Source organism: Roseobacter sp. SK209-2-6, from assembly GCF_000169455.1.
Taxonomy (GTDB): Bacteria; Pseudomonadota; Alphaproteobacteria; order Rhodobacterales; family Rhodobacteraceae; genus Pseudophaeobacter.
The window spans coordinates 63,593-76,842 of record NZ_AAYC01000003.1; the positions used below are offsets into that span (position 1 = coordinate 63,593).

A 13,250-nucleotide genomic window follows, 5' to 3' on the forward strand; every position below is an offset into this window, starting at 1 on the left:
GCCTGCAATCCTAGGCCGCTGGTTGACTGCCCGACCAGGACACTCCGGTTTCCCCTTTCAGGAAACCGTCACTCAGTCGAATGCCCTCGCCCTGTGCAATAGCCTTGGCGGACAGTGTCCCAACCGGAAGTGTCCCCTGCAGGCGTTGCCGATAGAGTGTACAGATTTCGCCAAACCCTTTGGATTGGGGGGAAAGACGCAGGGCGGAAACGCCAGCGGCTTTCAGATCCTCGATCTGGTAGTCCGCGCAGGCGTAGCTATCGGAAAGTGTCTGCACCCCGTTCATGGAAAGAAAGGGTTTACCCTCCAGGGTGCGCACTTCGAGCCCGTCCGGATCGTCTTCACAAGCGAATTGGCAATTGTCCTTAGTGCGCCCGTGCAGACGCGCATGATAACACCGGCCAGAGATCGCCAGCGGTATCCGGCCATGACCCCAAACCTCTACCGCAACGCCGCATTCCGATCCGGCCTTGGCCAGCGCGGTGACAGAGTCCAGCGGCAACTCCGGTGGCAGGCAGATCCGCGCAGCCCCGCGCGAGGCCAGCCAGCGCAAGGTGCTTTCATTATAGGTATTGATCAGCGGTCCAACTGAGAAACGTGCGCCTTCGGGCAGATAGGAGAGCGCGGTCAGATCATTGATCTCGATCTCGACGCCCATATCCGCCAGCTGCGCATTCTGCTTGCGCTCGCGCTTCAGGGTGATCAGCGCCAAGCTGGTCAGCAGGACTTCTTTTCCCGCCGACTGCAGAGTTTCAACCGCAGCAGGAATCCAGTCCTGATAGAAGGGCAAGCGCTTGGAGCACACCAGCTCTCCTAGAACCACACGTTCCACCGGGGCCGTAGCCAGATCCTGATAGAACCTCTCCCACTCCTCGGCGGCCCAGAAGAATTGCGAGGGCGCAACGGTCAGTTCCATGGGTTACCTCCAGGTCTTTTTGTAGGCGCCAGTGGTCATCTGTTGACCTTCCGAGAGCCGCGCCAGCATGCCAACAGGCAGGGGCTGACCGGCCTCCAACGCGTCCACGGCCGCGCGGAAATTACGCACCACCTGCGCCACATAAGATCGTGAGCGCTGGCGGCCTTCGATCTTGAGCGCGGTAACGCCGGCCTTTTGCAGCTGCGGGATCAATTGCTCAGCATTGAGGCTCACCGGATCCTCAAAGAGGTGCCCCTTTTTGCTGTCCACCGAAAAGCAGCCCTTGCAGAGGGTTGGGTAGGGGGCGGGTTCGTCCTTGCCAACACGGTGAATGGTATAGCCGCCCAGGCGTGCATCGAGTTCGCCGCCTTCTTCCTGGTATTCCACGTGGCTAGCCGGAGAACAGACCCCATTCATATTCGGCGACAGGCCCGTTGCGTAAGACGAAAGCGAGCAGCGCCCCTCGGCCATCACGCAAAGCCCACCAAAGACGAAGACTTCGGTCTCCACTTCCGTCTCGGCGTTTATCGCCGCGATTTCCGGCACCGAAAGCACCCGCGGCAGCACCACGCGTTTCACACCAAACGTCTCGGCATAAAAGTTGATCACATCGGCATTAGCAGCTGCTGCCTGGACCGAAAGGTGGCGGCGGATGCCCGTGTGATTTTCCGCCGCATATGCCAGAAGGCCAAGGTCCGCCAGGATCACCGCATCAGCGCCCGCTGCCGAGGCGTCATCAACCGCCCGGTGCCAGATATCTTCGGCTCCGGCGCGGGGAAAGGTGTTGATCGCGACCAAGACCTTGGAGCCATGGGAATGGGCAAAGGCCACGCCTTCGGCCATCTCTGCCCGGTCAAAGTTCAGGCCAGGGAAGTTGCGGGCATTGGTTTCATCGTTGAAACCGCAATAAACCGTATGCGCTCCGGCTTTGACCGCAGCCCGCAGAGCCGCCGGCGTACCAGCAGGGCAAACAATTTCCATTACCATAGGTGAATCTCTTCTGGACGGGTCAAATGGACGCCTGTGCGGCGCTGCGCAAAGGCAAGAGCGCGGGCAATATGGGCCTTCCAGGGCCCGGACATCTGCGAGAGCTCTTCGGCCAGGTCCAACTCCGCATCATCAACAGCATTGCGCAAGGCAAGGGCGGCAGCAGTATCGCCTTCGATCACCAGATCTCGAGAGAAGAACAGCGCATCGCCATCAAAGGCGCCATGCACCAGCCCCAGAAGCGCCGCCAGAGGCCCGGCAATGCGGGCAGTACCATTGCCGCGGCCCCGCTGCAGCCGCACTTTGGGCTCTCCGCCATTGGGTGCGAGACAGATCACAAAGGGCAGGTCCGTCGGATCCAGAACGAATTCTGCATGGTCATGTTCGCCCAGGCGGCGAAACAGACCCGGATGACTCTTGGCTATGCGGCGGGCATAAGCGGTCAAGGTCAGGGAGAGCGGCAATAGCGGCATCCGTCCCAGGAGGCGCGCAGCAAGGCGCGGGAACCTGGGAATTTCCGCATCCGGGCGGAACTCAGGCTGTGGCTCGGTCAAGGCGGCTGGTCCTTTCACGCGTTTCCAAAAAAACTGCTCGGCTAACCGCCTTCCTAAAATGAGGCCAAGTTCAGAAAATTGACCCGCGTCAATTCCAGCAAAGTTTTTTTCCGCTACCAGCGCAGGACCATACGCGAAAGATCCACCCCATGCGCCAGTTTCCCAGTTTCCCGACCCTTCGCAGCTTTCTTGACTGGTGCGCCGCGCGGGAGCAGTTTTTGTGCATTGCCGATCCGGTCTCTACCCGCCATCAGATGACCGCCGTGCACCGGCAGGTGCTGGAAGCAGGCGGGCCGGTGCTGCGCTTTGACCACCCGATCCTGCCAGATGGAAGCCGGGCAAAGGCAGCGGTCATCACCAATCTCTTTGGCACCCCCGAACGGGTAGCTGCGGGACTGGGGGTGCCGCTGGACGGGCTAGAGGAACTGGGTGCCTTTCTGGCCGCGCTGAAATCGCCCAGCCCGCCAGAGGGAATGCGCGATGCGCTGTCGCGCTGGCCGATGCTGAAAACCGCCCTGGCGGCGCGGCCCAAACTGGTGAAGAGCGCCCCGGTACAGGAAGAGGTTCTGGAGGGTCCCGATCTGGATCTGACCCGGCTGCCGGTACAGACCCATTGGCCAGGCGACGCCGGGCCGCTGCTCACTTGGCCCGTAGTGGTCACCCGCCCCCATGGGACAGCGCAGGAAGATGTGAACCGCTACAACGCCGGCATCTACCGCATCCAAGTTCTGAGCTGTGACCGCGCCATCATGCGCTGGCTGCCCCATCGTGGCGGCGCAGCCCATCACCGCAGCTGGACCCAGGCGGGTGAGAAGACCCCGGTTGCCATTGTGCTAGGGGCCGATCCCGCCACGCTTCTATCCTCGGCCCTGCCGCTGCCAGAAACCCATTCGGAACTGACATTCGCCGGCGCGCTCAACGGCATGCGGGCGCGGCTGGTGCCTGCCAAAACCGTGCCCCTCCTGGTGCCTGCCGAAGCAGAGATGGTGATCGAGGGCTGGGTCTCCCCGGATGAGACTGCACCGGAAGGCCCCTTTGGCGACCACACCGGCTATTACAATAAGGCAGAGCCCTTCCCGGTCATCGAGGTCACCGCCCTCACCCAGCGGCGGGATCCGCTTTATCTTTCGACCTATACCGGCCGCCCGCCGGATGAGCCGGCCATCATTGGCGAAGTCTTCAACAGGCTGGCCCTGCCCACGATCCGCGCGCAGATCCCCGAGATCCGCGACCTTTGGCTGCCGCCTGCCGCCTGTTCCTACCGCATCGCCGTGGTCAGTATCGACAAACGCTACCCCGGTCAGGCGCGCCGGGTGATGATGGGGCTCTGGGGTATGCTGCCGCAGTTCAGCTATACCAAGATGGTGATCGTTGTGGACGATGACATCAACCCCGGAAATTGGGACGATATCGCCTGGGCGCTGGCCACCCGGATGGACCCCGGTCGTGATGTGATGATGCTGGAGAATACGCCGATGGACTATCTGGATTTCGCCTCCCCCGAGCCCGGCCTGGCCGGTAAGATGGGCATTGATGCCACCATCAAGATCGGGTCCGAGACCCATCGTGATTGGGGCGCGGTCATGCACATGGATCCCAAGGACGAGGCTTTTGCTTCAGATCTGCTGTCGCGGGTCCTGCCCGGCTTGCAAGCATGAGCGGCGCTACCCCCCGCGTGGTGCTGGGCGTGGCCGGTGCCTCCGGTGCGGCCCTTGCGCTCTCCGTGGCCCGTCAATTGCGCGACCTGGGCGCCGAAACCGATCTGGTCGCCAGCAATGCCGCCCGCCGCACCCTGGCTGAGGAATGCGGTCCCGAAGCCTTTGACCAGCTGGAGTCACTGTGCAGCCGCCATCATGACATCGCCAATGTAGGCGCCAGCATCGCCTCTGGCTCAGTCCCGTTGGCAGGCATGATCGTCGCGCCCTGCTCTATGCGCTCCCTGGCGGCCATTGCCCACGGGCTGGACGACAACCTCCTGACCCGCGCGGCCGGGGTGCAGCTGAAGGAGCGCCGCCCCCTGGTACTCTTGCCGCGGGAAGCCCCCCTGACTCTGGCGCATCTTCGGAACATGACCTCTGCGACGGAGCTGGGAGGCATTTTACTGCCACCCGTCCCGGCCTTCTACCTTAAGCCCGAAAGCGCTGAGGCCATTGTGGATCAGATCGCAGCCCGAGCGATCGACCTGTTGCGCATCGCCCCGCCGCTGGCCGACGCCTGGAGCGAATAAAGATCGGAGCATCTTCCCTCTTGCAGGATGGCGCTTTGCCGGCGATGGTCCCGCCCGTCCCTTCTTGGGGCAATCGAGATGTTCACTCGCGGGAGCCGAAGACATGAGCCACTATCCCTACCGCCTAACTGGCCCCATCGGCAGCGCTGCCACCATTGGCCTCATCGCGCTGCAAGTGGATGAGACGATTGAGCAGGATTTCCGCCGTCTTTTCCCGGCTCGCGATGTGGCAATCTATGTGAACCGGATCCCCTCGGGCGCCGCGCTGACCCCGGAGACCATCGCCCAGATGGGCCGCGACCTGCCCGCAGCGGCAGCCCTGCTGCCGCAGGCTGCGGACTATGACGCGGTTGCCTATGGCTGCACCTCGGGCACCACGCTGATCGGCATCGACCGGGTCCGCGAACTGGTCCAGAGTGCTGTGAACACCCGCCATGTGGCGCAGCCGCTGACAGCGACGTTGACCGCCTTTGCCGCACTTGATCTCAAATCGATCGGGCTGGTTTCCCCCTATATAGACACTGTTTCAGGCCCTATGCGGGAGACCTTTGAGGCCGCCGGCTACCGGGTTCTCGCCATGGTTTCTTTTGGCGAAGAGGTCGAGGCCAATGTGGCCCGCATTGACCCTGCCTCAATCCATGCCGCAGCGATGGAGGTTGGCTCCGATCCGGAAACTGACGCTGTTTTCCTCAGCTGTACCAACCTGCGCACGCTGGACATCATCGAGGATTTGGAAGCGCGCCTGGGCAAGCCAGTCATCAGCAGCAATCAGGCCTTGGCCTGGCATATGGCGCAGCTTGGGGATGCGCCGCTAGCGGAAGATGCGCCTGGGCAGTTGTTTTCCCGGCCACTACCAGCAAGCTGACTCACCTCTCGCTTTTTGCCGCCATATCGGCCTGGACCCTATCCAAGATCCAGTCGCGCACCTTTTCTGCCTCTGGTCCCAATGGGCTTTTGCGCGACCAAACCAGATAGAAGCCTCGACCGCTCTCCCAGACCCAATCCCGCTTCGCAGCTAAGAGGCCCTGGGTCACCAGCGGGTCGGTCACATGTTTCCAACCAAAGGCAAAGCCTTCGCCCGCCATGGCGGCCTGCAAAACCAAGGCATAGTCATTCAGCCGCAACCCACCCTCCAGTGGCAGCCCGGTCAGGCCAAAGTGCCCGAACCATTGCTGCCAGGTCGGCCGGTCTCGGATCGGCTCTTCTAGGTGGATCAGACGTTGCAAAGGCAGATCCGAGAGCGTGAAATCCGCCGACAACCCGGACACCAGGCGGGGCGCCGCAACCGGGTAAATCGCCTCTTGTGCAATCAGCTCTGCCTCACAACCTGGCCAATTTCCATCCCCGCGGCGCACCGCAAGGCTGATGTTCTCAGCATCGATATCCGGCTCTCGGTCACTGGATTGCAAGCGCAGGTCGATTCCGGGATGTGCTGCATGTAGGTCCGCCAAACGGGGCATCATCCAGTAATTGTTGAAAGCCGAAGAGGCATTCAGCGTCACATAATCCCGTCGCGCCAGTTGCTGCACCGAGCGGGCAGAGACCAGCAGTTGTTCCAACGCCCGAGCCACATCCGCAAAGAGCCGCTGCCCCGCAGCGGTAAGCACCACCTTCTTGTGGCTGCGCAGGAAGAGCTGCACCCCCAGCGAGAGCTCCAGCTGTTTGACCGATGCACTGACCGCAGGTTGCTGCACGTTCAGCTCTTCCGCCGCTCTGGTGAATGATCCCAGACGGGCCGCCGCTTCGAATACGATCAGATGGCGGGGTGAGGTGACGAGTTTCCACAGCTCTTGCATAAATTCAAATTATCCAAATGATCGCATTTTTCAAGCGTCACAGGGGGTGAAACCTGGGTGTAGACTTATGCAAACCCCAGACATCAAGAGGCCTGTTCATGCCCGAAGTTCAACAAGCGGAAGCCCCCAGCACCAAGAAATTGCCCAGCCATGCCAAGGTCGTCGTGATTGGCGGCGGCGTTGTTGGTTGTTCTATCCTGTTCCACCTGGCCAAATTCGGCTGGAAGGATGCGGTGCTACTGGAGCGGGACGAGCTGACATCAGGGTCTTCTTGGCACGCGGCAGGACAGATCCACACGATCAGCTCTGATCCAAATATCTCGCGCCTGCAGGGCTATACTATCGATCTTTACAAAGAGATCGAAGAAACCTCTGGCCATTCAGTCGGGCTACATATGACCGGCGGCTTCTACCTAGCCTCGAACAAGACCTGGTATGATTACCTGAAACGGGAACGCTCCAAGGCCCGCTACATGGGCCTGCATCAGGAGTTCATCTCTCCGCAGGAAGTGGCCGAACGGCATCCACTGATCGATCCAAAGCACTACTATGCGGCCCTCTGGGATGATCAGGATGGTGATTTGGACCCATCGGGCGCCACCTATGCCTTTGCCAAATCCGCGCGCGCTCATGGGGCACAGTACTTCACCCATACACCGGTCACGGCAACTCGCCAGCGTGCTGATGGCAGCTGGGACGTGACCACCCCCAGGGGCGTGATCAACGCCGAACACATCGTCAACTGCGGTGGGCTCTGGGCGCGGGAGGTTGGCCATATGCAGGGGCTGAACATCCCCGTGCAACCGATGGAGCATCACTATCTGCTGACCGAGGACATTCCCGAAATCGCCGCCAGCTCGACCCAACTGCCCTGCGGTATCGACTATGAGGCCAACATCTATTTCCGCCAGGAACGCAAAGGTCTCCTCCTGGGCACCTATGAGCAGCGCGGAACCCCCTGGAAGGTTGAAGGCACGCCTTGGGATTTTGGTCACGAGTTGCTGCAGCCCAATCTCGATCAGATCGCGGATCGGTTGGAATTTGCCTTTGAACGCATTCCAGCCCTGGCAGAGACAGGTATTCGTCAGGCCATCAACGGTCCCTTCACCTTTGGCCCCGATGGCAACCCGATGATAGGCCCGGTTCCGGGCATGAAGAACTACTGGTGCGCCGTGGGCGTCATGGCCGGCTTCTGTCAGGGGGGCGGCGTCGGCCTCACCATGGCAGAATGGATGATCGACGGCGAACCCTCAATCGACGTCTGGGCCATGGATGTAGCGCGCTTTGGCGATTGGGCCACCCCTGATTGGGGCACCGTCAAATCGACCGAGAACTACGAACGCCGCTTTGTCATGACCTTCCCCAATGAGACCTTGCCAAAGGGTCGCGTCCAAAAGACCACTGCACTTTATGATCGGTTGGTGGCCAAGGGTGCGCGTATGGGACAGGGCTTTGGCCTGGAAAATGCGCTCTGGTTTGCGGATAGTCCGGAAGACGCATGGGAAGATCCCACATTCGAACGCAACCGCTCCCATGACTATGTCGCGCGGGAGGTCAAAGCCGTGCGCGAAGCCGTGGGCGGCATTGAGATCGCGAATTTTGCCAAACATGAGTTCAAAGGCGCAGGCGCACGGGCCTATCTGGACCGGGTACTGGCTGGCTATGTGCCCAAGCCTGGCCGCCTCACACTGACGCCAATGCTCACCCCCAAAGGGAAACTATACGGGGATCTGACGGTTGCCTGCTTGGGCGAAGAGCATTTCATGCTCTTTGGATCTGGTGCGATGCAGGAAGCTCACCGACGCTGGTTCGAAAAAGATCTGCCAGCCGACGTGGCCTATCAAAATGTCTCTGATGATTGGCACGGTATTGCCCTGTCTGGTCCCAAGTCGCGCGACCTGCTGCAGCGGATCTCCCGCGATGACGTCTCAGCTGGGGCCTTTAAGTTCCGCGATCTGCGCCAAACTTTCGTTGGCGGCGTGCCAGTGCTCCTGAACCGGATCAGCTTCTCGGGTGAGCTGGGCTATGAGATCTATTGCAAACCGCAATATCTCTTGCGTCTTGCAGAAGCCATTGAAGAGGCAGGAGCTGACCTGGGCTACCGCTGGTATGGAGCCCGCGCGCTGATGTCGATGCGTCTGGAAAAGGGCTGGGGCGTTTGGACGCTCGATTTTCGCCCCGATTTCGACGCAGTGGAAAGCGGCATGGATGCCTTTATCAACTGGAACAAGGACTTCATCGGCAGGGAGGCTACGCTCAAAGCGCGCGATGCCGGTGCTACCCGAAAGTTGGTGGCCCTCACCATCGATGTTGCTGGTATCGACGTCTCTAACGACGAAGCCATCCTGAAAGAGGGCCAGGCGGTCGGTTACATCTCTTCTGGAGGCTATGCCCATCATATCCAGAAAAGCATGGCGATGGGCTATGTCTCGGCGGAACACAGCGCGCCAGGAACTGAACTGGAAGTGGAAATTCTGGGTGATTTCTACCCGGCGGAGGTTCAGGGCGCGCCCCTATATGACGCCGAAGGCAGCCGCATGCGCAGCTGACACCGGCATTAGTTGATTGCTCCGATACCTGTTCAGTCTCTGGGTGCCAGAGATGACATTTTCCAATTGGTATTCTGGTTGGCTAACCTGCGGCATTCAGACACCATTGTCAGCAACAGCAAGAAACAACCATAGGGCCAGGACCCATTAGTCCTGACCTTAGGGCACCGTGTGAAATTAGAACTCTGCCTTAGTTTCAAGCGGTAGGAGTTTTTTCGATAATTGAAAAATTGCTTGAAAAAATTGCATCATGTGTCTCTCTGCACGATCTAGCTTCAGGATCGTGCAGAGAGACACAGATGACTGAAACAAAAAAAGTTTACCCATCTCACCGGAAAGTCCCTGCCCGACCTACCGCAGTTTTCCACAAATGGCGATGAGATCATCCCTGCCAGAAAAAAGGGCACCACGGTGATCTATGCCAACCGGCGCGCGAGGCTGCACACCACAGTCCAAAGGGTTTGCAGAACAGCATGAGGCTCTTCTCGCTGCGGGGGCGACAACTGTCTTTGGTCTCTCAACACAGGGCAGCACCTACCAACAAGAGGCGGTGCGCAGGTTAGAACTGCCTTTGCCCTGTTGTCCGACCAGGATCATGCGCTCGCGGATGCGATCGGGCTGCCAAGATTTGAGGCTGGTGGAATGACCCTGCTGAAGAGGATCACGTTGTTGCTGGTTGCTGGTTGCTGGCCGGATAGAGCAGGTATTCTTCCCGGTCAAAGACCCGGCCGAAAATGCACTAGAGGTCCTGCGCTTTCTCACGCGCTGCCCCCCGTCAAAAAAACTGCCCGGACAGATGGTCCGGGCAGTTTTCTTTTCTTAAGATGCCGACCCTAGTTGTCTTGACCGGAGTTTAGGCTACCGGGGTCAAAGACATTGCCAAATCCGGAGTTGTTACCAGATGGCGCCTCCTCCGCTTCGGATGCCTCTTCCTCCTCGCCGGACAAAGCGCTTGGGGCAAAAACATTTCCGAAGCCTGAGTTATTGCCAGTTGGCTGCGACTGGTTTGGTTCAGCGGCATTGCCCTGTTCGGCTTCCTGCTGCTGCTGACGGCGCAGGTCGCGTTGGCGGCGCAGCTCGTTGATCCGCTCCTCGGTTTCCAGGCGCTTTTGCTCCTGCACATCGGCGATACATTGCTGCGGGCTGTAGACCGTTGCGGTTCCGACCACCACAACCGTGGCACAGGCCACAACCACCAGCGCAACAGCAGCCCAGTTGGAGCTGAGGAAGCCTGGCATGCGGATGCGACCGGAGGAAAGCTCTTCCACGGTTGCTTCTTTGCGCGCCTTTGCGACCAGTTCCTTGCGGCGCAGATTGGCCTCATTGGCGAGCGCTGCAAAGACCGTCAGCACCACGATGATAAAGGCCAGGGCCGAGATCGCGGGCGTGATACCGTAGCGCACCTTCTGCGCCAGCTCGATGGTCAGGGTTGGATATTCGCCAAAGGTGAAGGTGGTGGTGTTGTAGTTCTCAAAACTCGCCAGGAAGGCCAGCACCGCCGCAGAGGCAATGGCAGGCTTCATGAAGGGCAAGAGCACCTTGCGGAAGGCCTGCGCATGGGTTGCGCCCAGGTCCAGAGCCGCCTCTGTCAGCGCGATATCATAGCGCTGCAGACGCGCCACCAGCACCAGCATGCAGTAGCTGGCGATAAAGGTGGACTGACCAATGATGGTCAGGAACAGCCCGTTGGACAGGAAACTATCCGCCCCCAGGCCCAGCATCCGGTTGATCCGGTCCCAGAACACCAGGGTCGAGATGCCGAGAACCACCCCAGGGATGAGGATCGGCGCGATGATCACCGTGTAATAGGTGGCGCGCAGTTTGGGCCAGATCTGGGTCAGCATCAGCGCACCTGCCAGCCCCATGGAAACGGAGAGGATTACGGTGCCAAAGCCCACCAGGATCGAGTTCCAGATCCCGTTGAGGATCCGCTCATCGCTGAACAGGGCTCCGAACCATTCAAAGGTCAGGCATTCCCAGGGCGTCATCCGCGGGAAGCCCGGGGAGTTGAAGGCAGTGACCGACATGATCACCAGTGGCCCCAGGAGATAGGCGAAGAAGATCGCCAGGTAGAACCAGAGGCTCAGCCGCATGAAGGAGAAGTTCTTCATTTGCCGATATCTCCCATATTGACTTTGAACAGGCGCATGATGGCAAGCACCAGGAGGATACAGGTCACCAGCAGCACCACCGCATAGGCTGCCCCCTGTGGCCAGTCAGAGTTGTCGTTGAATTGCTGGTAGATCAGCTGGGTGAACCAGAGCGACGAGGGCCCGCCCAGGATCTGTGGTGCCGCCAGCGCGCCAGCCGAGAGCATGAAGACCATGGTGCAGCCAGAGCTGATCCCCGGCTTGGCATAGGGGATCACCACCCGGCGGTGGATCATCGGCCAGCTGGCTCCCATATCCCGCGCCGCTTCGATCTGATTGCGGTCCAGACTCTCGATCACATTGTAGATCGGGAAGATCATCAACAGGATATAGGCGTAACCCAGGCCTGCATAGAGCGCGATATCGTTGCGGATGAAGTCAAAGGGCGTGTCAAAGACACCGCTGCCCACCAGGAGCGTGTTCAGCACCCCGGTCTCACCAAAGATGATGCGCAGGGCAAAGGCACGTAGGATCTCGTTGATCCAATAGGGGATGATCAGCATCAGCGCAAAGATGCGAATGTGATTACCCTTACTCTGGGCCAGGTAATAGGCGATCGGATAGCACAGGATCAGGTTGAAGACGGTGACGCAGACCGCGGCCACCAGGGTGCGGAAGAAGACCTTGAGGTCCACCGCGTTAAAGGCCTGACCACCGCCCTCGGGGCCAAAGATCAGGTATTTGTAGTTCTCCAGCGTATAGACATCCTTTGGGCCGCCAACCTCTGGCGGTGGCAGGTTCGGCCGGAACGAAAAGTCGAGCATCGAGAGCTGTGGCAGGATGATGAGGCCAATGGTCCAGAACAGAACCAGGCCCAGCATCAAAGAGCCAATCCCGACACCGTTGCGCGTGAAGAATTCCTTCAGGAAACGGGGCATGTAACGGTCTCCCTATTCCGCTGCCAGCTCACCCGCAGGAACACAGACGGCATTGTTCGTCTCATATTCCAGGGTGATGTTCTGGCCGGTGTGATCCTCAAAGGACTGCCCCAGGTTGGGGATCGAGACCTTCAGCTCCTTGCCACCTTCACCTTCCATGAAGATGTTGAAAGCATTGCCCTCGAATTCCTCATGGTTGACCTTGGCGGTGACAAAATGATCACCGGAGGCGCCTTCAGGCGCCAGGGTAAAGGCTTCGGGCCGAATGAACATCATCGCATCCTCACCCTCTTTCATCCGGCCCTGATTGGCCGATGAGATCCGCGCCACCAGATCGCCTGAGCGATTGGTTTCGATCAGGGCCTCATTGCCCATGACGCGCTTGACCTTGCCGCGGAACACGTTGTTTTCGCCCACAAAGGAAGCGGCAAAGGCAGTCGAGGGATCGTTGTAGATGGTCTTGCCGTCGGCGATCTGGTCGATCACCCCGGCCTTCATCACTGCAATATTGTCCGACATGGTCAGGGCTTCGCCCTGGTCGTGGGTGATGTAGATAAAGGTGATGCCCACCCGCTGCTGGATCTCGCGCAGCTCGGTACGCATATGCTGGCGCAGCTTCAGGTCCAGCGCCGACAATGGCTCATCCAGCAGCAGCACATCGGGTTCGGCGCAGAGCGCACGCGCAATGGCCACCCGCTGGCGCTGACCGCCGGAGAGTTCGCTTGGCAGCTTGTCGCCCTGCCCCGGCAACGCGATCATATCCAAGAGCTCATCCGCCCGCTTGCGGCGCTCCTTGGCCGAGGCGCCCCTGATCTCCATCGAGAAGGTGATGTTTTCCCAGATCTTCATCAGCGGAAACAGCGCTAGGTTCTGGAAGATCAGCGCGGTCGGGCGTTTATTGGGCCCGATCCCCTTCATGTTGTTGCCCCCGATCAGCACGCGGCCGTCGCTGGGCTCCAGAAAGCCGGAGACCGCCCGAAGGATCGTGGTCTTGCCGCAGCCCGAGGGCCCCAGGAAGGAAAAGAAATCCCCTCCGTTTATGTTCACATTCGCGTCGCGCACGGCAACAAAGTCGCCAAAGCGGATCCACAGGTTCTCAAGATCTACGCCGACCCCTGCACTCATGTGGTCTCTCCTCAGTATGCAGCTTTCCTGTCCGCTGGGCAGGCCAGCGGCAGATCAGAGCTGCTCGG

11 protein-coding genes are annotated in these 13,250 nt (G+C 59.9%); 4 read left to right on the forward strand and 7 right to left on the reverse strand.

Features of this window, described 5'->3' with window-relative positions; all coding sequences use genetic code 11:
* Positions 1-10: 10 nt before the first annotated feature.
* From ubiV to ubiT, 3 genes are read right to left on the reverse strand one after another with little or no spacing between them, the layout of a single operon-like run.
* Positions 11-916 carry a ubiquinone anaerobic biosynthesis protein UbiV gene (ubiV, locus tag RSK20926_RS06015; RefSeq protein WP_008205110.1) on the reverse strand — a complete coding sequence of 302 codons (906 nt, stop codon included), beginning with the start codon at positions 914-916 and terminating at the stop codon, positions 11-13.
* A gap of 3 nt (positions 917-919) precedes the next feature.
* Positions 920-1,897 (reverse strand): ubiquinone anaerobic biosynthesis protein UbiU, encoded by a 978-nt coding sequence (gene ubiU / locus RSK20926_RS06020; RefSeq protein ID WP_008205111.1) that lies wholly within the window; start codon positions 1,895-1,897, stop codon positions 920-922.
* Positions 1,897-2,457: a ubiquinone anaerobic biosynthesis accessory factor UbiT gene (ubiT, locus tag RSK20926_RS06025; RefSeq protein ID WP_232281856.1), complete on the reverse strand. Its 561-nt coding sequence runs from the start codon at positions 2,455-2,457 to the stop codon at positions 1,897-1,899. The genes ubiU and ubiT overlap by 1 nt, the downstream gene beginning before the upstream one ends.
* A 149-nt stretch (positions 2,458-2,606) precedes the next feature.
* Here ubiT and RSK20926_RS06030 point away from each other — a divergent pair, with 149 nt between their 5' ends.
* The 3 genes from RSK20926_RS06030 (at position 2,607) to RSK20926_RS06040 (ending at position 5,549) form a co-directional block, all read left to right on the forward strand.
* Entirely contained in the window at positions 2,607-4,115 is a 1,509-nt protein-coding gene (locus RSK20926_RS06030) for a UbiD family decarboxylase (protein WP_008205113.1), read from the forward strand.
* Positions 4,112-4,684 carry a UbiX family flavin prenyltransferase gene (locus tag RSK20926_RS06035; RefSeq protein WP_008205114.1) on the forward strand — a complete coding sequence of 191 codons (573 nt, stop codon included), beginning with the start codon at positions 4,112-4,114 and terminating at the stop codon, positions 4,682-4,684. Before RSK20926_RS06030 ends, RSK20926_RS06035 begins: the two co-directional genes overlap by 4 nt.
* Positions 4,685-4,787: 103 nt before the next feature.
* Complete coding sequence (locus tag RSK20926_RS06040) at positions 4,788-5,549, forward strand: maleate cis-trans isomerase family protein (protein WP_008205115.1); 762 nt, start codon at positions 4,788-4,790, stop codon at positions 5,547-5,549.
* A gap of 1 nt (position 5,550) precedes the next feature.
* On the opposite strand, the gene RSK20926_RS06045 is transcribed toward RSK20926_RS06040, so the two are convergent.
* Positions 5,551-6,480 (reverse strand): LysR substrate-binding domain-containing protein, encoded by a 930-nt coding sequence (locus RSK20926_RS06045; RefSeq protein WP_008205116.1) that lies wholly within the window; start codon positions 6,478-6,480, stop codon positions 5,551-5,553.
* Positions 6,481-6,578: 98 nt separating this feature from the next.
* Between RSK20926_RS06045 and RSK20926_RS06050 the strand changes: the two genes are divergently transcribed.
* Positions 6,579-9,029 (forward strand): GcvT family protein, encoded by a 2,451-nt coding sequence (locus tag RSK20926_RS06050; protein WP_008205119.1) that lies wholly within the window; start codon positions 6,579-6,581, stop codon positions 9,027-9,029.
* Positions 9,030-9,862: 833 nt separating this feature from the next.
* On the opposite strand, the gene RSK20926_RS06060 is transcribed toward RSK20926_RS06050, so the two are convergent.
* From RSK20926_RS06060 to RSK20926_RS06070, 3 genes are read right to left on the reverse strand one after another with little or no spacing between them, the layout of a single operon-like run.
* Positions 9,863-11,140, reverse strand: coding sequence for an ABC transporter permease (locus tag RSK20926_RS06060; RefSeq protein ID WP_008205122.1), 1,278 nt, complete (start codon positions 11,138-11,140; stop codon positions 9,863-9,865).
* Positions 11,137-12,057 carry an ABC transporter permease gene (locus RSK20926_RS06065; RefSeq protein WP_008205123.1) on the reverse strand — a complete coding sequence of 307 codons (921 nt, stop codon included), beginning with the start codon at positions 12,055-12,057 and terminating at the stop codon, positions 11,137-11,139. The genes RSK20926_RS06060 and RSK20926_RS06065 overlap by 4 nt, the downstream gene beginning before the upstream one ends.
* 12 nt (positions 12,058-12,069) lie before the next feature.
* The gene (locus RSK20926_RS06070) at positions 12,070-13,182 is read right to left on the reverse strand and encodes an ABC transporter ATP-binding protein (RefSeq protein WP_008205124.1); all 1,113 of its coding nucleotides are present in this window, start codon (positions 13,180-13,182) and stop codon (positions 12,070-12,072) included.
* Positions 13,183-13,250: the final 68 nt, after the last annotated feature.